Origin of the sequence: Vibrio sp. T13N (assembly GCF_032970445.1) — a bacterium.
GTDB lineage: Bacteria > Pseudomonadota > Gammaproteobacteria > Enterobacterales > Vibrionaceae > Vibrio > Vibrio diabolicus.
In genome coordinates, this window is record NZ_JAWJYE010000002.1 from 19,711 (window position 1) to 40,713 (window position 21,003).

16 protein-coding genes and 2 tRNA genes are annotated in these 21,003 nt (G+C 44.2%); 8 read left to right on the forward strand and 10 right to left on the reverse strand.

The genetic code is table 11. The annotated features are described in order from the left end of the window. The first annotated feature begins 9 nt into the window (after positions 1-9). The gene (locus tag R2S67_RS03170; RefSeq protein ID WP_317342185.1) at positions 10-3,066 is read left to right on the forward strand and encodes an SMC family ATPase; all 3,057 of its coding nucleotides are present in this window, start codon (positions 10-12) and stop codon (positions 3,064-3,066) included. A 56-nt stretch (positions 3,067-3,122) separates the two neighbouring features. On the opposite strand, the gene R2S67_RS03175 is transcribed toward R2S67_RS03170, so the two are convergent. Then, complete coding sequence (locus R2S67_RS03175; protein ID WP_005396397.1) at positions 3,123-3,503, reverse strand: cystatin family protein; 381 nt, start codon at positions 3,501-3,503, stop codon at positions 3,123-3,125. 314 nt (positions 3,504-3,817) lie between these two features. On the opposite strand from R2S67_RS03175, the gene R2S67_RS03180 reads away from it, so the two are divergent. Next, entirely contained in the window at positions 3,818-4,351 is a 534-nt protein-coding gene (locus tag R2S67_RS03180) for a lipocalin family protein (protein WP_256952379.1), read from the forward strand. A gap of 198 nt (positions 4,352-4,549) precedes the next feature. Here the strand turns inward: R2S67_RS03180 and R2S67_RS03185 are convergent, their stop codons facing one another. The 5 genes from R2S67_RS03185 to R2S67_RS03205 form a co-directional block, all read right to left on the reverse strand. Further along, complete coding sequence (locus R2S67_RS03185) at positions 4,550-5,545, reverse strand: succinylglutamate desuccinylase/aspartoacylase family protein (protein ID WP_134645718.1); 996 nt, start codon at positions 5,543-5,545, stop codon at positions 4,550-4,552. 108 nt (positions 5,546-5,653) lie between these two features. Beyond that, entirely contained in the window at positions 5,654-7,186 is a 1,533-nt protein-coding gene (yfcC, locus tag R2S67_RS03190) for a putative basic amino acid antiporter YfcC (RefSeq protein ID WP_145472987.1), read from the reverse strand. A 203-nt stretch (positions 7,187-7,389) separates the two neighbouring features. Beyond that, the gene (locus R2S67_RS03195) at positions 7,390-7,710 is read right to left on the reverse strand and encodes a c-type cytochrome (RefSeq protein ID WP_005396401.1); all 321 of its coding nucleotides are present in this window, start codon (positions 7,708-7,710) and stop codon (positions 7,390-7,392) included. A 79-nt stretch (positions 7,711-7,789) separates the two neighbouring features. Continuing rightward, entirely contained in the window at positions 7,790-8,794 is a 1,005-nt protein-coding gene (ltaE, locus tag R2S67_RS03200; RefSeq protein WP_005396402.1) for a low-specificity L-threonine aldolase, read from the reverse strand. A gap of 22 nt (positions 8,795-8,816) precedes the next feature. Further along, positions 8,817-9,332, reverse strand: a complete 516-nt coding sequence (locus R2S67_RS03205) for an NUDIX hydrolase (RefSeq protein ID WP_005396403.1) — start codon at positions 9,330-9,332, stop codon at positions 8,817-8,819. A gap of 268 nt (positions 9,333-9,600) precedes the next feature. Here R2S67_RS03205 and R2S67_RS03210 point away from each other — a divergent pair, with 268 nt between their 5' ends. From R2S67_RS03210 to dld, 6 genes are all read left to right on the forward strand, one after another. Then, positions 9,601-11,262: an ATPase RavA domain-containing protein gene (locus R2S67_RS03210; protein WP_005396405.1), complete on the forward strand. Its 1,662-nt coding sequence runs from the start codon at positions 9,601-9,603 to the stop codon at positions 11,260-11,262. 9 nt (positions 11,263-11,271) lie between these two features. Next, on the forward strand, positions 11,272-12,726 hold the full coding sequence (gene viaA / locus R2S67_RS03215) for an ATPase RavA stimulator ViaA (RefSeq protein ID WP_012842207.1): 1,455 nt from the start codon (positions 11,272-11,274) through the stop codon (positions 12,724-12,726). A 206-nt stretch (positions 12,727-12,932) separates the two neighbouring features. Beyond that, a tRNA-Cys gene (locus tag R2S67_RS03220) sits at positions 12,933-13,006 on the forward strand. Between the two features lie 36 nt (positions 13,007-13,042). Continuing rightward, a tRNA-Gly gene (locus tag R2S67_RS03225) sits at positions 13,043-13,118 on the forward strand. Positions 13,119-13,354: 236 nt separating this feature from the next. Further along, positions 13,355-14,257, forward strand: coding sequence for a LysR family transcriptional regulator (locus R2S67_RS03230; protein WP_203342454.1), 903 nt, complete (start codon positions 13,355-13,357; stop codon positions 14,255-14,257). A gap of 384 nt (positions 14,258-14,641) precedes the next feature. After that, complete coding sequence (gene dld, locus R2S67_RS03235) at positions 14,642-16,348, forward strand: D-lactate dehydrogenase (RefSeq protein ID WP_317342189.1); 1,707 nt, start codon at positions 14,642-14,644, stop codon at positions 16,346-16,348. Between the two features lie 140 nt (positions 16,349-16,488). Here the strand turns inward: dld and R2S67_RS03240 are convergent, their stop codons facing one another. From R2S67_RS03240 to R2S67_RS03255, 4 genes are all read right to left on the reverse strand, one after another. Further along, entirely contained in the window at positions 16,489-16,797 is a 309-nt protein-coding gene (locus tag R2S67_RS03240; protein ID WP_124007969.1) for an AzlD family protein, read from the reverse strand. Next, a complete protein-coding gene (locus R2S67_RS03245) occupies positions 16,794-17,525 on the reverse strand; it encodes an AzlC family ABC transporter permease (RefSeq protein WP_012842210.1) in 732 nt (243 codons plus the stop codon). Before R2S67_RS03245 ends, R2S67_RS03240 begins: the two co-directional genes overlap by 4 nt. 316 nt (positions 17,526-17,841) lie before the next feature. Next, a complete protein-coding gene (alr, locus tag R2S67_RS03250; protein ID WP_256952389.1) occupies positions 17,842-19,071 on the reverse strand; it encodes an alanine racemase in 1,230 nt (409 codons plus the stop codon). Between the two features lie 199 nt (positions 19,072-19,270). After that, positions 19,271-20,902, reverse strand: coding sequence for a methyl-accepting chemotaxis protein (locus R2S67_RS03255; RefSeq protein ID WP_012842212.1), 1,632 nt, complete (start codon positions 20,900-20,902; stop codon positions 19,271-19,273). Positions 20,903-21,003 lie beyond the last annotated feature (101 nt).

The following is a 21,003-nucleotide window of genomic DNA, read 5'->3' on the forward strand; positions in this document are numbered from 1 at the left end:
GGACCAAAGATGAAACCAATTAAACTTACCATGCAAGCCTTTGGTCCGTTTGCAAAAACCGAAGTCATTGACTTTGAAAAGCTTGGCCGTAACCCTCTGTTTTTGATTAATGGTCCTACAGGCTCAGGTAAAACGTCGATCTTAGATGCCATTTGCTTTGCCCTTTACGGTGAAACTACCGGTAATGAGCGGCAAGGCATCCAGATGCGATGTGACTTATCGGCGCAAGACTTACCAACCGAAGTCGTTCTAGAATTTTCGTTACATGGCAAACAATACCGAGTTGTGCGATCTCCAGAGCAGGAAGCGCCCAAAGCGCGTGGTGAAGGGATGACGGTAAAAAAGCACACTGCGGCTCTTTATGAACTCGGCGAGACCGAAAAGCTCATCACTAGCAAGACGACTCAAGTTAAAACAGAAGTGAGCAATATTATTGGTTTGAATGAAACGCAATTTCGCCAAGTAATGGTATTGCCTCAAGGAAAATTCCGGGAGCTGTTGCTTGCTAGTTCTAAAGAGCGCGAAGAAATTTTTGGTCAGCTCTTTCAAACGGACATATATAAAAAAATTGAGTACGCGCTCAAAGATAAAGCGAGCGCAATCAGTAAAGCGAAAGATGAATTTGATAATCAAATTCGAGGCGCTTTACAAGTTGCAGGAGTGAGTTCAGAGCAGGAATTATTACACCAGCTTGAACAAGCAACTGAGCAGCTAGAGGTCGATAGAAAGAAAGAACAAGCTTCGTTAGATAAGCTAAATGTTGCTAAATCTGAATTGCAAAAAGCGGAAACTATTAATGGAGAGTTTTCGAAACGAGAGCAAGCAGAAAACGCACTCAAGCTGCATCTAGAACACTCAGACTCGATAAAAGTTCGTCAACAGCAATTAGAAAATGCTAAAAATGCCAATAAGATAGAATTACCCTACGTCTCATTACAAAATGCAAAAACTCAAACTCAAGAGCTCAGACAAAAAATCGTAGCTTTGAAAGAGAGCCTTGATAAAGCCAATGCTGTTACGAAAGAAAAAGAAAACTTGCAGCAAAGTGCAAAAGAAGCCGCGGCAAAAGTCCCACAGTTAACGCAACTGCAGTATCAACTTGAAAGCATGAAAGACAAGTTGGTTGAAAAAGCCAACTTGGAAAGAAAAATAACGGCAGGTCATCAACAAAAGCAACAATTTGAAGCAACGTTAAAACAGTACATAGAGCTGAAAGACAAGTTGGCGTTTCAGGCGCAACAGGGCCAGAAAGATCTAGAGCAAGCCCGAGTAGATGTTGCGCTTGTTGGCAGCATCGATGCGGAAATAAAACAAAAACAACGACTACTACAGGATCTACAAAAGCTGCATGGTCTTACTTTGGAGCTCTCTAAACTCACGGCGTTAACCGTAAGCAAGCAGCAGTCATTACAGGAGGCCAGTCAGCGCTATATGCAGTGTCAACAAGCCGCTGATACGATAGAGCTTAAGTGGCACAACGCTCAAGCGGCAGTATTAGCGCAGCGACTAAAGGCAGGTGAAGCATGTCCGGTATGTGGCAGCCAAGCGCATCCTAACCCTGCGACGTTTGTTGAAGAAGTCGTTACAAAAGAGCAAGTTCAGGCTGCCAGAGTGAAAGAAAGAGAAGCTCAAACCTCACTGAACCAGCTAAGTAATCAGCTAGAACAACATAACGTTGTCATTAGTCAGTATCAGAATCAATGTAACCAGTTGAAAGAAGAGCTTGGCGAGCATGCAGCATCTGAGATCTCGACGGTTCAAACTGAGTTGCAGGCGCTTAATGATCAACTTCTACGTCTACAATCTATTGATATTGAAAAGCTAGAAAAGAACGTTGAACAGCTTAATCAACGCTGCTTAGTGGGTGAAAATAAAATTCATGAGCTGCAGAATCAAATGGCGGCAAATGAATCAACCGCTCAAGCAAACCAAGAACAATTGACTCAATTACAAGCTTCCATTGAACCGAAATACAGTTCCGTTGATGCGCTTGAGCGTGACATTTCGCTCACAAAAGAGCAAATTCTGACCTTGAATACAGGTTTAGAAAAGGCACAAAACGCTTTGCAGCAAGCGGTATTAGCGCAATCGAATGCTGAAAGTCAGTTAGTGACGAACAAGCAGTGGCTATCTGAGTCAGAACAAAAGCTTAGCCAAGCAGAATTAGCGTGGAATGAGGCGTTACAGGCGAGTAAATTTGAGGATGAAAGCAGTTATCTAAATAGCAGAGTGACAGATGATGAGCTTCAAGTGTGGCAGAAAGAAATAGACAACTTCAAACAGGCACAAACCAAGCTTGAACAAACACTACATGATTTAAACCATGCATTGAAAGCGCTTGAAAGACCGGACTTGGATTCGCTTAACGACAGCTTAACCACTCTGCAGGCGCAGTATATTGAAGTAAGGAATCAGCTCGATACCACGCGCTCAACCTTTGAGCGAATTGAAAAAGTTCGTAAAGATATTGCTACGCTGCATGAGAAAAATAGCAAGTTAGAAGAAGAGTACAAAGTGTTTGGTACGTTATACGACGTTGCCAGCGGTAAAACAGGCAGCAGGGTTAGCCTGCATCGCTTTGTTCTTGGTGTACTGTTGGATGATGTATTGATTCAGGCCTCTCAACGTTTAAGCCTCATGAGTAAAGGGCGCTATATCCTTGCTCGAAAAACAGGGGGCTTCAAAGGCGCTGCGGGTCGCGGCTTAGATTTAATGGTTGAAGATGGCTACACAGGAAAAATACGTGATGTTGCGACACTTTCCGGTGGTGAATCGTTTATGGCAGCGCTCGCTTTGGCGCTTGGCTTGTCGGATGTTGTGCAATCCTATAGTGGTGGTATCCGTTTAGACACTTTATTCATTGATGAGGGGTTCGGTAGTTTAGACCCAGAATCTTTGGATCTCGCGATTCAAACGCTAGTGGATTTACAACAGACTGGACGCATGATCGGTGTTATTTCTCACGTTTCTGAGTTAAAAGAACAAATGGCGCAGAGGATTGATGTTGAACCATCAAGAGTCGGTTCGACAGTATCGGTCAAATCTCAATGTAGCTTCGCTGTCTAATTCAGTTGCTATCACAAAACCCAAAGCCCCTATCTAGGGGCTTTCTTACTTAATCGCTACTGTTCGCAAAAGTGGCCTTCTTTTGGCGACTGGGTAATCGCATACTCACCATCTAGGTTGCGATAAACAACTGTATTCCAAATAGAGCCATCATCCAATTCAAACTCAATGGCATAGTTGACGCCGCTAACGATTTGCGCGTGAACGTTCAGTATTTGTTTGAACGACGCTATTGTGTCCATTCTTTTCAAAACAAAAGCCATTGCCTTTTGTGCATCAGGGGTAGCATTAAACTCATTCCACCCACCTGGCATGTTTCCTTGTGTATTACATACATCTGCCGAGGTTGTTAATTGTGTCGCTTGGCTTGGGTTTTCCTGCTGGCAACCTGCAAGCAATACCAAAAGTGCACAAACTGACACTGTTTTTAATTTCATAACAATAACCTCTGTCTATATCGCGACGTATTATAGGAGGGTGATATGACAGCGTATGTCTATATTGTGCAAAGTTTCTATATGCATACGGTTAAATGCTGACAAAATATACAAGTATGACCAACTTGTAAGTCAAACATAGAACAATATTGTTAGGGAATTGCTGACATAACGAGGTTTTGGTGTTCAGCATGCTATTGATAATGAAGAACTGTGATGTGTAGCTACGTACCTTTGGGACAGTGGTGCGACTTAGTGATCGATTTGCTACCTTCTACAGTAAAATCAATCACTAAATCAAATTTAGGTGTTGTATGAAATCGCTAAAAACATTATTACTTTTATCACTTGTAACTTTATTTGGCTGTACCTCTAAACCTGATGGGGTGGAGCCAGTTAACAATTTTGATTTAGAGCCTTATCTAGGCAAGTGGTACGAAATCGCACGGCTCGATCATTCGTTTGAGCGTGGTCTATCCAACGTTACGGCCGAGTATCGGCTTCGCAAGGATGGTGGGGTTAAGGTGACAAACCGCGGATATTCAGAAGAAGAGCAACAGTGGTCCGAAGCTGAAGGTAAAGCTTATTTTGTTGAAGACGAAACGGTTGGGCACTTAAAAGTCTCCTTTTTTGGGCCAATCTATTCTTCTTACATTGTGTTTGAGCTAGGTGAAAACTATGACTATGCGTTTGTCTCCGGTTACAACCACGACTACTTGTGGCTATTGTCTAGAACACCCAACGTTGATGAGAAAATCCTGGAGCGTTTTAAGCAGGTTGCTAAAGAGAAAGGTTTCGCGTTAGATGAGCTAATTCTCGTTGATCAAGAGAGTGGACGACAGTTTTAAGTTCATCAATGTGACTTCTAAAATCAACAGAAGCGAAGTTTCTGTCTAGCGGTTTTGAGTTTTGCTTGGAATGTTTTTGTTACCTTGTAACCTCATGTAATCAAAAATATAGGCCCATCATTTGTGATTACTCGTGATGGGGCTTATATAAATTTGAGTGAGCGTCGAAAGGTGGATCTATCGACAAACGGTTATGGTTTACTTAATCAAACGAACGATCAGAGAGCCAGGCGCCCGAATAGATTCCACATTGTGGCTGAGCACTGTACCACTTGTTGGGGCAGTGTAGTGCTCAACTTCAGTGCCAAAGCTGTCGTATTGAATAGCAACCATTTGGCCTTGCTCGACAAAATCCATCAAACCAACATGAGGTAGTACAAAGCCGCCATGTGTCGCTTTCACACTGACGATCTCGTTTCCTTCCAAGCATGAAGTGATAGGCTCTATCTCACCTTCTACGACGTTATGCTGCTTCAACACATTAAAAATGCCTGATACGGTTCGACTAATGAGTTTTTGCTCTGTGTAGCGCCCCATACCCACTTCAACCGTAATGCTTGGGACACCATGGTTATTCCAAACTGTTTCAAGGACGCCTGCATCTCCGGGATCATTTAAAATCGCATCAGGATTAATGAGACGAGCCATTTCTAATGATTGCTCAATTCGGAAGTCTGCAAACACGTATAGTGGATAGGCCGCACCACTGGTTTGAGTGTGAAGGTCAATGGCTAAGTCAGCATTTGGTTTGAGCAGATCATTCCACAATGCATATAAGTAGCGTTGTGCCTCATTGCCGTTTTGGTCACCAGGGAAAAAGCGGTTTAAGTTTGCAGGAGACGCATCCGGGTCTGCGGAATAGAAATCGCGGCTGTGGTTTAGCATACCTGGCATGTTAATGGTTGGAATAATAGTGACAGTACCAGCGACTTCAGTGCCAATGAGTTCTCTAGCGGTCTTCTGCGCTGCTAACACACCATTATATTCATCACCATGAACCCCTGCGGTGATCATGATTTTCTTGCCAGGTTTTTCACCTTTGAATACCAAAACAGGAAGATGTTGCCACTGAGAGATCGCGTTGGTCGCGATGCGGAACCAAAACTTATGCTCACCCGGACCTAGGTCTGCTACATTGAGAGATTGAATCACTTGATGACCTTGAATCATGTCATCGAGAAGTTGTGTTGCCATTAAAGTTACCACTCCAAAACCATAAGCCAATCTAAAACCTTAACGTCGCCATACGAAGAGTATTAATAAGGCGAGAACGTGTCTCGCCTTGTGCCAATTGATTTCGTTTTACGCAAACCCCATTATGTGAGCTGCGATAACGACGACACTCGACAGGGTAAAGAGTAATAGGATAAATCGCCAGCAGAATTTTGCCCAGTCACCCCAGTCGATGCGGCAGACACCAAGTGTTGCCATCAAGGATGCTGAAGTAGGGACGATAACGTTGGTAAAACCATCTCCAAGTTGGAATGACAAAACGGCAACTTGGCGCGTGACACCTGCAATATCCGCCAATGGCGCTAATAAAGGCATCGTCAGTGCCGCTTGTCCAGATCCGGAAGTAACGAAGAAGTTGAAGATAGATTGGAATACATACATTAACCATGCCGCAGCTACGTCAGGAAGCCCACTGATCACGCCGCCAGCACTGTTCAGAATAGAATTCAGTACACTCGCTTCATCAGTCGTACCGCCACCTAGGATAAGTAACACACCTTTCGCACAACCAACCAATAGAGCAGGAGCAAGCATAATAGCCGCCCCCTCCTTAAACGCATCGGCTGCGCAGTTGAGCGTCATACCGTTTAAGCGAAAAATCGTACCGATGATCGCGACAACAAAGCCCATAGTGAAGAATTGAGAAGCGATTTCTGGGATGTACCATGCGTTAGCGACCACGCCCCAAACAACCCATACTGTGGTTGCAATAACCGTAAGAATAACGAGTGTATCGCCGATATTCCAACGAGAATCTTGATTGCCAAGCTCTTGCTGACGGAAATATTTGTCTGTGCGGTGACTGTAAGAAAGTTCTGGGTTTGACTTCACGCGAGCGGCGTAGATCATGGTGAAGGCGATACCGATTAACGTAAAGCCAGCCCATAACCCCATGCGCACTGTCATGCCGGATAAAACAGGTACTCCCGCAATACCTTGTGCAATAGCAACAGAGAAAGGGTTCATCCAAGATGTTGCGAAACCAATTTGAGTCGCCACGTAGGTCACCATTACCGTAGTGATACCATCGTAACCAAGGCGAACCATAAGCGGAGCGATAATAATCGCAAATGCTACGGCTTCTTCACCCATACCAAATACCGCACCGCCCAGAGAGAACAGCAAAAATAGCACTGGAATGAATAGCGCTTCGTTACCTTTGGTCTTATCGATAAGGCGCAAGATACCGTTGTCGATGGTGCCTGTTCGCATTACAACGCCGAAAGCACCACCGATAACCAACATGAACATAATCACGCCGATCGCGCTGCCCCATTTAGAGCCTGAAACTAGCCCTTCGAATGGGAAGTTCATTAAACCAATGCCACCACCAGAAGCAAACAGGCCAACCTTGTTGTAAACCAATTCACCGTTTTCGTCGGTTGCATAAGAGAAAGAAGATGGATCGATAACCGTGCGAGTTTTTTCTGCACCATCGACCATATAAGTCACTTGCTGACTGTCAAAATGGCCAGCAGGAATTAAGTAGGTAAGAATCGCAGCGAGAATACCAACAATGAAGATCAAAATGAGGGTATCTGGCATCTGCCATGATTTGGGTGTAGCAACCGAGTCCGTTGGTTGCGCATGTGTGTGAGACATAACTTACTTCACGTTAAATTCAATGAAGCATGAAATATCAATAAAACAGAATAAAAAGTCAACATTAATGGAAATATTGAACTATAAATTCATCAAATATTTGAAGTGAAGTCATTGTGATTATTTTACAAGCAAAGTTTGGTTAAATGTTTTGGCTCGGGTCGAGGGCTCACAAGCTCTTGTTGTGAGCCGAGATAAACAAATCATTTGTCTTGCGTCTGTTCTGCATAAAATGCAGCGACATCACGAAGATCCTCATCATTTAACATTCTTAATTGTGCGCCCATCATTTCGGCAAGCGGCCCTTTACGTTCGCCTGCTTGGTAAGACTTCATCGCATCGTATAGATACTGGGCATTTTGACCTGCAAGATTTGGATAGGCATCATTACCTGCGACGCCTGTTGCACCATGACAATAGACGCAGCTAGGGGATTTGATTTTACCTTTATCAGCATCACCAAAAGGCGCGGCATGGCTAGCGGAAGAGAAAATAAGAGAGGTTAGAAGTACAAATCTGAACATGAAGATTGTCTATTCGCTAAAAAGTCATATCGATACAATAAAGCTTCCCCTTAGGGGAAGCTCAATGATCAAAATCAAACTAAAGCAGAGATTTAATGCTTGATAAGAAATTGTCGATATCTTGCGCTGAAATGTCTTTATGAGTCACGAAACGAATGGGGTTTCCAGGTGTTATCGTGATATTTTGTTCCTTTAGTTTCGCAGCGATATTTACTATGTCCACTTGAGGATCAAGCTTCGCGAATACGATATTCGTTTGAACAAATTCAGGGTTGACTGAAAAACCAGGCAGTTCAGCTAAACCTTCCGCTAAGGTTTTTGCGTTGGTATGATCTTGTTTTAGCTGTTCCACTTGTTCGGTAAGGGCGAGTTTGCCTGCTGCGGCAAGAATACCCGCTTGACGCATACCACCGCCGACCATCTTTCTTAAGCGACGTGCTTTTGCGATGTACTCTTTGCTACCAAGCAGTAACGAACCAACAGGGGCAGCCAAACCTTTCGACAGACAAATCGTCATTGAATCAAAATACTGACCGATTTCTTTTACCGGAACATCAAGCGCAGCGGCTGCATTAAAAACGCGAGCGCCATCTAGATGCATCTGCAAGTTATGTTTATTCACGAAATCACGTGCTTCTGCTAAATAAGACAGAGGTAATACTTTACCATTAATCGTGTTTTCTAAGCTGAGCAGCTTGGTACGAGCAAAGTGACAATCATCTGGCTTAATCGCCGCTGCCAGTTTATCAAATGGGAGTGTGCCATCTGGGTTATTTTCGACTGGTTGAGGTTGAATTGACCCAAGTACTGCTGCGCCGCCGGCTTCGTACTTGTAGTTATGTGCTTGCTGCCCACACAGATATTCATCTCCGCGTTCACAATGCGCCATTAGGCCGAGCAGATTGGCTTGCGTGCCTGAAGTGGTAAACAAAGCCGCTTCGAATCCTGCAAGCTCTGCGGCAAACTCCTCAAGCTCATTGACCGTAGGGTCATCACCATAAACATCATCCCCAACGGGGGCCTTAAACATGGCCTCTCGCATGGCTTGGGTAGGCTGTGTAACGGTATCTGATCGAAAATCCATGAATGTCTCCTTGGTCAAAGTCCTAAATATATCCGCAAAGGCGCGCTTTGCTTAAACAAGCGATCGTTTTGGCATCGGTAATTGTGCCATCAATAATCTTGTCTTCGAGTTGTTGGAGTGACAAGGTAACAACCTCAATCACTTCATCTTCATCACATTCGTAACGGTTGGTTTGGCTGAGCTTCTCAGCAACAAATAGGTACTGTATCTCATCACAAAATCCGGCAAGGGGAGTGACTTGGCCGAGAGAGGTGAATTTTTCTGCACTATAGCCCGTTTCTTCTTCTAGCTCTCTTTTCGCGCAGCAGAGAGGGTCTTCATTGCCTTCTCTTGTACCAGCAGGAAGCTCCAAAAGCCATTTATTAAGTGAAGGGCGAAATTGATGGACAAGGACTATCTCTCCTTCCGTTGTAATCGGGAGAATCACCGCAGCGCCCGGGTGATGGATTGTGGTGTGCGTAATTGCCTGTCCTGTAGGAAGCATAACCTCTTCTTCAATCAGAGAAATTTGCTTCCATTTATGAATTATTTTGCTCATGCAGTTATTAACCCTAGCTGTTACCGCATTTTGACGTTTTTCGACATTAACCACAAATGGTGGGAAACAAAAGCAAAAAATGTTGCAACACGACGAAAGCGTTTGCACTTTCAGTGAGCTGTATCTCATAAATGGAAACTTTGATTGCTTGCTAAAGAAGGGGGTAAGCATCTGCTATAAGGGGAATTCAACAAAATACATTTGTAACAAAGTTATAACAAGTGTATAAAAATGTTAACGCAATACCAGTTCAGCAGCCGGAGAACGTATGACACAAACCTTATTTGCCTCAAATGCCGAAAAAGCGCTTCTCTCAGAACGCATCAACAAGTTGGCTAAAGCGTTAACGGATGGCGTTTATGAACGCGAACATACCATCAAGCTCTGCCTCCTTGCGGCACTTGCTGGTGAAAGTGTTTTTCTTTTAGGCCCACCTGGCATTGCAAAAAGCTTAATTGCCAAGCGACTTATCCAAGCGTTCGATAATAGCAGTTACTTTGAATACCTGATGACTCGATTCTCAACACCTGAAGAAGTTTTTGGGCCACTGAGTATTCAAGAACTCAAAGATAACGGTCGTTATGTTCGCTTAACTAAAGGGTATTTGCCAACCGCACAAGTCGTATTTTTAGATGAAATCTGGAAGGCGGGCCCCGCCATTCTGAATACATTGCTGACAGTGGTCAATGAGAAAACGTTCAAAAATGGCAGCGATATTGAGCGTGTGCCAATGCGTTTGTTGGTATCGGCTTCCAATGAACTGCCAGATGAAGACAGCGGTTTGGATGCACTCTATGACCGCATGTTGGTGCGCGTGTTTGTGAATCGAATTCAGAATAAACAAAACTTTAAGTCGATGTTGACGGTAGGCACGTCACAAGAGGCACAAGTGCCAGAAGGGCTAGCAATAACAGATGAAGAATATCATCAATGGCAACAGCAGCTCGACAAGCTGACGTTAACCGATAATGCATTCGAGAAGCTTTTCCAGCTTAAAACGATGTTAGAAAGCAAAGTCGAAGCTCAGTTTGGCGATGTCGCTAATACCGACATGTATGTGTCTGACCGCCGCTGGAAGAAAGCCGTGAAATTGCTAAAAGCGAGCGCGTTTTTTAATGGCCGCGATGAAATCAACCCACTTGATCTACTGTTGCTGCAAGATTGTTTATGGAACAGCCCTGAATCGCGAGACGTGGTACGCGAAGTGGTCCAAGAGTTCGCCCTAAAACATGCATTTGACCAACAAGACGCCGAGCAGGAAATTGAATACTGTCGCGAGTCTTTGGTCGATGTTCAGCATGAGCTTGAAGATGCCTACCGCATGACGTTAACGTCTGAAGCGGCAACGGGTATTCTGCGCAAAGAAACCATGCGTTTTGATACCTCTAAAGCTAAGACCTACAAAGTTGGCGCAGCCGTTAACTTAGTTAAATTGGTTATTTTGCAAAGCAACATGTCGGTTTCAGAGTCAGAGAAAGGCGATAGCCGCTGGGTTTACGTGCCAAAAGATGAACTAGACCGAGTCATCAAAGAGGGACACGGTGATGTGTATGGCTACGTCAATCAAAACACCAACATGTGTCGTTTACGATTTGATGTTGATGCCGCAAATAACCTAGTTATCCGTGATATCGCAAACCGAGGCATTCTGGTGAGCTTAGTGACTCAAGAGGGCTTGGATGTAGAGCTTTACCAAAAGTGGTTAACGCAGAGTGAAAAAGCCGTAAATCAACTCAGTGAAGCAGAGCACCATATGCGCAAGGTAAAAGCGAATTTCCATGATGCGCTTCCGCATAGCTTTGTTGATCCTGAACTACCACGCCTAATGGAGTCGAGTCTTCAGCAGGTCAGTCAGAGACTTGAGTCTATCCAAGCTGAAAGCGAGAAAGTTATCCAACGCTTTAAAAACTTACATCAGTTTTTCTCATAAGGAGACGACATGCTAGGTGCAGACGGACTTAACCTCGCGCTGATGGTAGCCGACTCTGGCATCATCGATAGCGCAGTTAATGATTTAATGGCGCGTTCACAAGTCATGATGATGGCGGAAAACCGAGGCGTTAAATCTTCAGTCAAAGGCCACTTATTAAAGTGGCGAGGCAGTGTTAAAAAACGGATTACCAAGGTATGTGAGACAGAGCGTTTCCAACAAGAGCTGTCTTTATATCAAGAGGTCATTCACTGGGATGAAGAGGCGTTTTTCGAAAACATCGAAGATGTGATTAAAAAGCTTGAGTGGCACTCCGCTTTTTATATGCAGGCTCGCCGAATGATGGAGAAGAACAAGGGGATGAATAATCCCATGTTCCCACATTACTTCTGTGATCAATGGTACCAAAGCCTAGCCGATGCGATTAAGCAAGCGCAAGTAAGCGAGCTTGAGGCCAATAAAGAGAAAGTGCTGAATGACCTGTATCAGCGTATGGAGACCATGCGTAATATGGATAAGGTCACGGAGTCGGGTGATGCTGAAAGTGTAGGGCGCTTATGGGATATGGCATCTGCCAAGTTGAGCAAAACTGACTTAACAGTGATGAAACGCCATGCGGAGTTTCTGAAGAAGCACCAAGGCTTGCAAGAAATAGCCGAGCAACTTGGTCGTATGGCGGGGCAAGTGAATGATCCCGAACTTAACCGCGCGCCTACCGAAGAGCTACAAATGATCGAAGAGAAGAGTGATGAAGCGACAGATGATATTGTCGGCATTCACGAAAGCGATGATTTAAATAAGCTACTTCCCAACGAAACGATGTTTTTGGCGTATCCTGAACTCGAGGTCGTGTTCTATAAACACTTAGTCGATAAACGACTTATGAACTACCGTACACAGGGCAAATCGCGCACGTTACGTAAAGTTAAAGCTCACCGACCTGACAACAAAGCGGTAGATATCGAAAAAGGACCGTTTATTGTGTGTGTGGACGCGTCCGGCTCAATGAGCGGGTTTCCTGAGCAATGCGCCAAAGCCATGGCTTATGCGCTGATGCAAATTGCATTAGCGGAGCAACGTGATTGCTATGTCATTATTTTTTCGACGGAACACATTACGTACGAGCTAACCAAACAAGATGGTCTGCGCGAGGCGGCGGACTTTTTAACTTATAGCTTCCATGGTGGTACAGACTTAGAGCCAACTTTGATCAAATCTATCGACTTGATGAGCGGTGATAAGTACAAAAATGCCGATATGGTGGTCATTTCCGACTTTATCGCGCCAAAACAACAAGACGAGTTGCTTGCCAAAGTGGATGCGCTTAAAGCGAAGAAAAACCGTTTTCACGCGATCAGCCTATCTAAATACGGAAACCCGGCATTGATGTCGATGTTTGATCACACGTGGTCTTATCATCCTAATGTTGTGGGCAGGTTGCTTAAACGGGTCGGTAATTACTAAGTGACATTGAAATTCTATTGAGTAAAACGTACAGAAAGCTAGATTTATATTGCTTCGTTTTAAGCCGATAAGATCGAACTTTGGTCTAATTGGCTTAAAAGAAATCAAACAAACAGAAAATGAAAGATTTTTGTTTGACTATCTTCTCTCAATCCGTAAAGTAGCCACCAACGCAACGGGGAAGAGCCCTGAAGCGAAGTAAAAAAGGCGCCTTGGCAGAGTGGCTATGCAGCGGATTGCAAATCCGTGGACCTCGGTTCGACTCCGGGAGGCGCCTCCATTATTCTTTGAGAGTGAATGGCTTTCGAGAATCAATGCGACACTAGCTCAGTTGGTAGAGCGCAACCTTGCCAAGGTTGAGGTCACGAGTTCGAACCTCGTGTGTCGCTCCAAATTATTCAGATATGGCAATTGCGGTATCTCGATGCCAAGTGCATCAACTTAAAACCAGCGAAAGCTGGTTTTTTTGTATCTGAATATTGATAAATTTACGCCATCCCAATTTCTTGAACTGTGGGTATAACACTTGTTTCTGTCACCAGTTATGCTGTTAAGTGTGACCCGATATTTCGCAGATTGATCAATATCAGTTTAAAATGTCGGTCTCCAAAGGATTTGACGAAGACGCATGAGAAATACCGACGATTACATCATTTTCTATCACCTGATCGAGCAAGGCTCATTTAGCGCTGCAGCAAGACACATGTCATTGACCAAATCGGTTGTCAGTAAACGCATCGCGAAGCTTGAGCAAGAGCTTGGTGTACAGCTTCTTTACCGAACAACGCGAACGTTAACGTTGACGGAGGCAGGGCGAGCGTTCTTTACTCATGCAAAAGCCGTTTATCAAGCGGTGGCAACGGCAGAAGAATCCATTGTGGGGTTAGGTAAGAATTTATCTGGAAACATTAAAGTTTCTGTACCCACTATCTCTGGTGAGTTAATTCTTCCTCAAGTGATCAATGAGTTTAATCAGAAATATCCTGACATCAATATCGATATGGATCTAGATAATCGTTTCGTCGATATCGTGAATGAACGTTTTGATCTGGCAATTAGAACGGGTGTGTTGCCAGATTCTAGTCTGATTGCAAGAAAGCTGGTGGATGCGAATTGGATTATTTGCGCGTCACCCCAATACCTGGCTAAACATGGCATACCTAAACAACCTCAAGCCTTGGATAAACACAATTGTTTAGTCTATTCCTACCAAGAAACAGGAGCGCATGAGTGGGCGTTTAAAGATGGAGACGAGGTATATCAAATTACAGTCGACGGTAACCTCTGTACCAACAATTCTTCTGTATTGAGAAATGTGGCGCTGTTAGGGCAGGGAATCATCTATGTGCCACGTGTCTTGGTTTATGAAGACTTAAAGCAAGGCCGCCTGATTCAATTGTTCAAAGACGAAACCGCCAAATGTTTGGGTATTTATGCAGTGTATCCTTACACTCGTCAACAGCCAGAAAAAATTAAGATCTTCATTGATCATCTATACACCAGCTTTCAAAGTCAAAATCATCGATTTTAAGACAATAACTCAACACCAATCGTTATGTTGGTGTTGAGTTATTGTTTCCATCTTCATTTCTAATAATTCTTATAAATTTAGAAGCTTAAGCTTTCTCCTTGTTTTATCACTAATATTGATAACAAGATGCCGCGCACAACTGTTAACAAATGGTTTTGCTATTGTTTCTTTTAAGAAACGGTCTGTTTCTTGCGTTAAATTTTCCGAATGTGAAAGATAAGTAACAGAAAAATAAAAGAATTATTTTGTTTGTTGTCTGTTGGTTAAGTATTGCTCGCCTGCCTGACATAGACGCCGAGAAATGGACTGCTTATAGTGGCTCAAACGCCCATTACCGTCATTAAACGGTGATGTGAGCGAAGTACAATAACTAGAGATACGGATATGAAACAAAAGCAGCTGATTGATGAATTTAAAACTATCGTTGGGGAAGAAAATGTCCTAACCGACGAGGTTAAAACAAAATACTATCGTTCGGGTTTTCGCTCAGGTAGTGGTACTGCACTTGCTATCGTGTTTCCTAATACTCTTGTAGAACAATGGAAGATCATTAAACAGTGCGTTGAAGCAAACTGCATTATTATTATGCAGGCTGCCAAAACAGGTTTAACAGAAGGCTCAGCTCCAAGTGGTAATGATTATGACCGTGATGTGGTTGTGATCAATATTACCAAAATCAAGAAGATTCACTTATTAGATGGTGGTAAGCAGGCGGTATGCTTGCCTGGTGCAAGTTTGCACTCATTGGAAAAAGAATTGAAGGCGGTGAACCGAGCGCCGCACTCTATCATCGGTTCTTCATCATTAGGTGCCACTGTGGTTGGTGGTATCGCCAATAACTCAGGCGGTGCGTTAGTCAAGCGTGGTCCTGCTTACACCGAACTGGCGATCTATGCGCAGGTCGATAAGCAAGGCCAATTACACCTGGTTAACCACCTTGGTATTGAAGGTTTAGGTGAAACGCCAGAAGAAATTCTGACAAACCTGCAAGAAGGAAACTTTGACCCAGCGAAGATCATTCATGACGGGCGAATGGCATCAGACAAAGAATACGATGAACGTGTTCGAGACGTGACTTCTGACATTCCTTCTCGCTTTAATGCCGATGAACGTCGATTATTTGAAGCCAGTGGCTGCGCTGGTAAATTGGGTGTTTTCGCCGTTCGAGTTGATAGCTACCCAGTACCCGAAAAAGAGCAGGTTTTTTACCTTGGCACCAATGATCCTGCGAAACTGACGAAGCTGCGAAAAGATTTCTTATCTACGTTTGAGAACTTGCCTGAGATGGGAGAATACTTGCATCGAGATATCTTCAACATGGCAGAGAAGTACGGCAAAGATGTCTTCTTATCCATCGACTTATTAGGCACAGATAAGCTGCCAAAAATGTTTGCACTTAAAGCTAAAGTAGAAAATTTCTTAGAGCGCGTCCCGTTTGTTAGTAAATACCTGCCGGATACCATTTTGTACTACGCGAGTAAGTTGTTCCCACAACATTTACCAGAACGAATGCTGGATTTCCGTGACAAGTATGAGCATCACCTGGTATTGAAAATGAGTGATGGTGGTATTGCTGAAGCGCAAAAATACCTCAAAAAAGTTTGGGCTGTTGAAGACGACTGTGATTTCTTCGAGTGTACGCCGGAAGAGGGTAAAAAAGCTTATTTACATCGCTTTGCAGCAGCAGGTGCAGCAATTCGTTACGAGACGATTCACCGAAAAGACGTAGAAGACATCGTTGCACTTGATATCGCTTTGCGACGTAATGATGAAGAGTGGCTAGAAACTTTACCGGAAGCGGTGAGTAAGAACCTTGTTCAAGCGCTCTATTATGGTCACTTTATGTGTTATGTATTCCATCAAGATTACATTTTCAAAAAAGGGACCGACACGAAGTTGATGAAAAAGCTGATGTTAGAACACCTCAATAGACGTGGTGCTAAATACCCAGCAGAACATAATGTGGGTCACTTGTACGAAGCTGAAAATTCGCTGCAGAAGTTTTACCACGAGCTAGATCCAACCAACACCTTTAACCCTGGTATTGGCAAAATGGACAAATATAAGCGCAATTGTAACTGCTGTGCGTAATTTGCTATCTCACCGTGATTAATATCGTTGATCATCGTTAAAATAATGAGCATAAGATAAGCCCTGATGACACTCGTGACATCAGGGCTTCGTGTTTTGGGGCTTTTTATTGATGACTGGTATCGGCGTTGAAACAACGGTTAAAGAGCGCGTACCGCGGCGGCTGCGATGATGCCAGCTGCAATTGCGGGCAGAGGCTTTTTAACGATGAACATGACGACAGCAGTAGAAAAAAGTGCTGCTCTAGCACCGTAATCACCCTCAACCGCTAGTGGGGCTAAAAGGGCAACCAATACGGAACCTGACATCGCAGTGATGAAACGTTGAACCCGCTCGCTAATTGGAATAAATGACATAACATACACTCCGCCCCAGCGGGTTATGAGCGTGACTAACGCCATAGCGATGATGATAAGCAGTGTGCCACCTACGCTCGTTTCGATGTTCATGCTTTTTTCTCCTTCCAACAAGCACCTAAGACTCCACCAGTAATAGCGCCAACCACTACGTGGCTATTCTCTGGTAAATACCAGTACGCCAACATAGAAGAGGCTGCTGCTGTGGCCCAAATTGCAAAGATTCTTAAGTCTTTCGGCCCTGCCACCACCATAGACAGCAGGAAGCATCCCATAACCATATCGAGCCCGAGGCCCACCGGGTCTTTGATTGCGTTACCAAAATAAATGCCGATCCAGGTGCCAACAATCCAAAACGACCACATCGCTAAGCCGCCACCAACAAGCAAGCCAAAACCTGGTTCTTTTCTACCAAATGCATTGAGTGCCATTGCCCAGTTCGCGTCTGATGCTACTAGCATTACACCGTAACGTTTTGTCGGTGGGAGTTGTCGTAACCATGGATAAAGCGTAGCGCCCATCAAGAGGTGACGAGCATTAATAGCAAATACAGTAATAAGCACTGGAATCAGAGGTACTTCTGCTCCCCACATTTCAAGTGTGGCAAATTGTGAAGCACCGGCGAAGACCAGTGTGCTCATCAACATAGTGGGAAATACATCTAGTCCAGTTTGTACGGCGGCAACACCGAATGCGAGGCCAAATATGACCACAAACATGGACAGAGGTAAAAGTTGGGTGAAACCGTTCCACACGTCGACCCGAGTAAATTCGTGCAACTCTGATGAGGAGCGCTGAAGATGTTGAGTATTTTCTGTCATAGAGATACCTAGCCAGCAGGCAAAAAGGGCAGTGCCATATGAATGCGTTTGTTATTCTTTTGTAAACTTCATGTTTAACATCAATTGAAAGGGCTTTCAAACACTAAGTGCTATATAAAAAACAAGTATACCTGAACGATTTTAAGATGAAGGGGTTAGAGGATTTGTCACTTGCTAGGGCTCAAGGAAAGTAACGCAACGCAAATAGCAAACTCTGTTCAATTGAGAAGAGCACGGATTGTTACAGATTAGTATATAAGTAGGAAAGCGAGCACGAGGCTCGCTTTTTCGTTCTGTTACGAATAACTGAAAGGGTTTATTTTACGTAGACACGAGGGTTCGCAGTACCCCAAACCGTGTATAGTTCTGGGAAGATGACCTCTGCATGTTTTTCCATTTCTGCTGCCGAAATCGTTTTGCCTTGCTGAGAGCCAAACAGTACAACTTCAGAACCAGGCTCAACATCTTTGATACCTGTAATATCAACCATGGTGGTGTTCATTGAAGCAACACCCGCCACTTTTGCTCGTTGGCCATTGATCAGTACTTCTGCTGTATTGCCCATTTTTCGTGGGTAGCCATCAGAGTAACCAACAGGAATGTTCGCCATTAGGCTTTCTTTGCTCGTTTTGTAGCTGCTGTCGTAACCGACAGTGCTATTTTTTGGCAGGTGGTGAACGGATGCCACGCGTGTTTTGAAAGACACGATAGAAGGGTACTCAGGGTTGGTTGGCAGATCACCATATAAAACGCCACCAGGACGAACCATATCAAGCTGTGCTTCAGGAACATTGAGTGCAGTGTAAGAGTTGGCCACGTGCAGCAAAATATCTTCGCGTTTTAGGCCCGCTTCTTTAATCAGCCATGCAGAGCTGTCTTTGAACGAAGATAACTTTTGACGAACTTCGTCTGCATTGTAGTTAGGGAAATGAGTCATGATGCCAACAATATTAACGCCAGCTTGTTGAGCGATTTCTAGCGCTTCTTGCTTGCCCGCTTTTGTCGTCATATCAACGCCATTACGTCCCATACCACCGTCGTTTAGAGCAAGGTGAACTTTGATTTCTTTATCCGCTTTCTCTGCTAGCTTAGACAGTGCTTTGGCTTGCTCAGCAGTGCCAATCAGCTCTTCGATATTTAGATCGATTGCGGCTTCGATCTCGCCAATATCCGCCGAGCGTACACGCATAAGTTGACCTTTAAAGCCACTGTCGCGAACGGTCTGTGCTTCGGCGTTACTTGCAACGGCAACGCAAGGAATTTGTTGTTCGATGATGGTTGGCATCAGGCCCGCGATGCCATTACCGTATGCGTCGGCTTTCATTACGGCGCAGATTTTCGTTTTGCCATCCATGTGCGACTTGAACTGCTCAATATTATCGCGGAATTGACCTAAGTTTATTTCCAGCCAAGCGTTAGCGCCTTGAACTTGCTCTGCTTTTACTACAGTGTTGCTAATTTGAAGAGGGGCAGCAGTAGCTTGCATCGCAGGAGCAACGGTTGCAGCAGCGATAGTCAGTGATAGTAAGGTTTTATTTAAGCGCATAAAGTCTCCGTACGCGTTTTTTGTATTGGTTATGTTATTGAGTACTTGGGGAAAGTACCTGACGAAGTAAAACGCTCCAAGTAGTGCTTTGGAGCGTTTTTGAAGATCATGATTCAATATACCTAAATATATCTCAGTGATTGCACTCAATTTGCGCAAATCGAGGTTGATTCAATATCAACTAAGGTATCAACTGAGTTTAACTCAGTTTAAAGCGGCTCATTACATCTTTAAGAGAAATTGACAGCTGGCTTAGCTCACGACAAGCCTGTGCGGTTTGCTCTGAACCCTGTGATACTTCTTGAGATGCCAAGTGTATGTTTTCAATGCTGCGGTTAAGCTCTTCTGCAACAGAGTCTTGCTGGTTACAAGCCGTGGCGATTTGGGTGCCCATGTCTGAGATATCAGAAATCGAGTGTTCAATGTCGCTCATCAGCTGTTTTGATTGAATGCCTTGCTCTGCACATTCTGAGATACTGGTTCTAGAAAGCTCTGTCGCAGATTTCGCGTCTTTTGCAAGCGATTGTAGCTGTTCAATGATCGACGTAATTTCGCTGGTTGAATCTTGCGTACGGCCTGCAAGCGTTCGAACCTCGTCCGCAACCACGGCAAAACCGCGACCAGACTCACCAGCACGCGCAGCTTCAATGGCTGCATTAAGCGCAAGTAGGTTGGTTTGATCGGCAATGTCACGGATAACATCAACAATAACGTTAATTTTATTCGATTGCTGTTCAAGCTCTGCCACAGTATCGCCGGCAGCACCAATTACGTTTGAAACTTCATGAATCGCGTCAACCATGCCTTGCGTTTCACGAACACCATGTTGTGTACGACGGTTTGCTTCGTTAGCTTGGTTCGCTGAATCTTCAGTATTACGTGCAACATCGGCTACTGCTGCTTTCATTTCTGTCATTGCCGTAGCAATGTGTGTGATTTGCAGTTGTTGATCTTTCATACCAGACGCAGAAATATCAGAGATTTGATTCATCTCTTCTACTGCACTGCTTAACTGTGTGACCGCAGCAATCACGTTGTCGATAACTTGGCGCAAATCATCTTGCATCTTAGTGGTCGCATCTGCCAGCTCACCTAGCTCGTCATTGCCGATGGCTTTACGATCGATGTCGTTTGATAGGTCACCTGTTGCGATGGCATTTGCTTGCTCGACAACAAGTTTTAGTGGGCCACAAATAAGGCGTGTCAGCACGTACGTCATGCCTACCATGATAAGCAGAATAATCACGTTGCTTGCAATTGACGAGTTACTCAATCCATTTACAGAAGAAAGAATATGAGTTTTGTTACTGTCCATAGCATTTTTAAGTAGACGGATCAGTTCACCGAGCTCAGAGTCAACCGCTTCGAAAGCAGGTAAAGAGTTCGCCAAAATAGGGTGGGCCTTGCTTTTGTCGTTGGCTAGCATCGCTTCGTTGTACTGATCCATAGTGACCAAGTACTTTTTCCACTGACGCATAAGGCGCTGGTAAGTTTGTTGCTCTTCACCAGGCCAAATCGTTTCACCGTAAGAATCGAGCTCTTTGCTGATCTTTTCACGTTCGCGAATGTTGCTGGCAATTTTGTTTCTGATTTGGTCTGCGTCTTCATAAGTGTATGTCGCAAACTGAGCACGGCGCCAGCGAGACAAGTGATCTCGGATCGAATCTACTCTTTCCATAGCAGGAAGCGTATCATCGGTATAGTTTAAAAGCTCAGATTTAATGCTTTTGAGCTCTGTAGATAAAAACACGCCAAACGCAATGTTGACGATGGCAATGAGTAAAAACGATAGCGATATCTTTTTCGCTATAGAAAGATTCTTGATAGACATTAGTGATATACCTTGTTTTTCTTATGGTGTGTCGCCAAAGTAAACCACGTCCTTATATGTGATATATGTCCATTAAATTACTGCAACGAGTGTAAGCTATC

Coding starts and splice junctions, on each gene's coding strand:
- R2S67_RS03170 (WP_317342185.1), top strand. CDS start 10: ATGAAACCAATTAAACTTACCATGCAAGCCTTTGGTCCGTTTGCAAAA.
- R2S67_RS03175 (WP_005396397.1), bottom strand. CDS start 3,503: ATGAAATTAAAAACAGTGTCAGTTTGTGCACTTTTGGTATTGCTTGCA.
- R2S67_RS03180 (WP_256952379.1), top strand. CDS start 3,818: ATGAAATCGCTAAAAACATTATTACTTTTATCACTTGTAACTTTATTT.
- R2S67_RS03185 (WP_134645718.1), bottom strand. CDS start 5,545: ATGGCAACACAACTTCTCGATGACATGATTCAAGGTCATCAAGTGATT.
- yfcC (WP_145472987.1), bottom strand. CDS start 7,186: ATGTCTCACACACATGCGCAACCAACGGACTCGGTTGCTACACCCAAA.
- R2S67_RS03195 (WP_005396401.1), bottom strand. CDS start 7,710: ATGTTCAGATTTGTACTTCTAACCTCTCTTATTTTCTCTTCCGCTAGC.
- ltaE (WP_005396402.1), bottom strand. CDS start 8,794: ATGGATTTTCGATCAGATACCGTTACACAGCCTACCCAAGCCATGCGA.
- R2S67_RS03205 (WP_005396403.1), bottom strand. CDS start 9,332: ATGAGCAAAATAATTCATAAATGGAAGCAAATTTCTCTGATTGAAGAA.
- R2S67_RS03210 (WP_005396405.1), top strand. CDS start 9,601: ATGACACAAACCTTATTTGCCTCAAATGCCGAAAAAGCGCTTCTCTCA.
- viaA (WP_012842207.1), top strand. CDS start 11,272: ATGCTAGGTGCAGACGGACTTAACCTCGCGCTGATGGTAGCCGACTCT.
- R2S67_RS03230 (WP_203342454.1), top strand. CDS start 13,355: ATGAGAAATACCGACGATTACATCATTTTCTATCACCTGATCGAGCAA.
- dld (WP_317342189.1), top strand. CDS start 14,642: ATGAAACAAAAGCAGCTGATTGATGAATTTAAAACTATCGTTGGGGAA.
- R2S67_RS03240 (WP_124007969.1), bottom strand. CDS start 16,797: ATGAACATCGAAACGAGCGTAGGTGGCACACTGCTTATCATCATCGCT.
- R2S67_RS03245 (WP_012842210.1), bottom strand. CDS start 17,525: ATGACAGAAAATACTCAACATCTTCAGCGCTCCTCATCAGAGTTGCAC.
- alr (WP_256952389.1), bottom strand. CDS start 19,071: ATGCGCTTAAATAAAACCTTACTATCACTGACTATCGCTGCTGCAACC.
- R2S67_RS03255 (WP_012842212.1), bottom strand. CDS start 20,902: ATGTCTATCAAGAATCTTTCTATAGCGAAAAAGATATCGCTATCGTTT.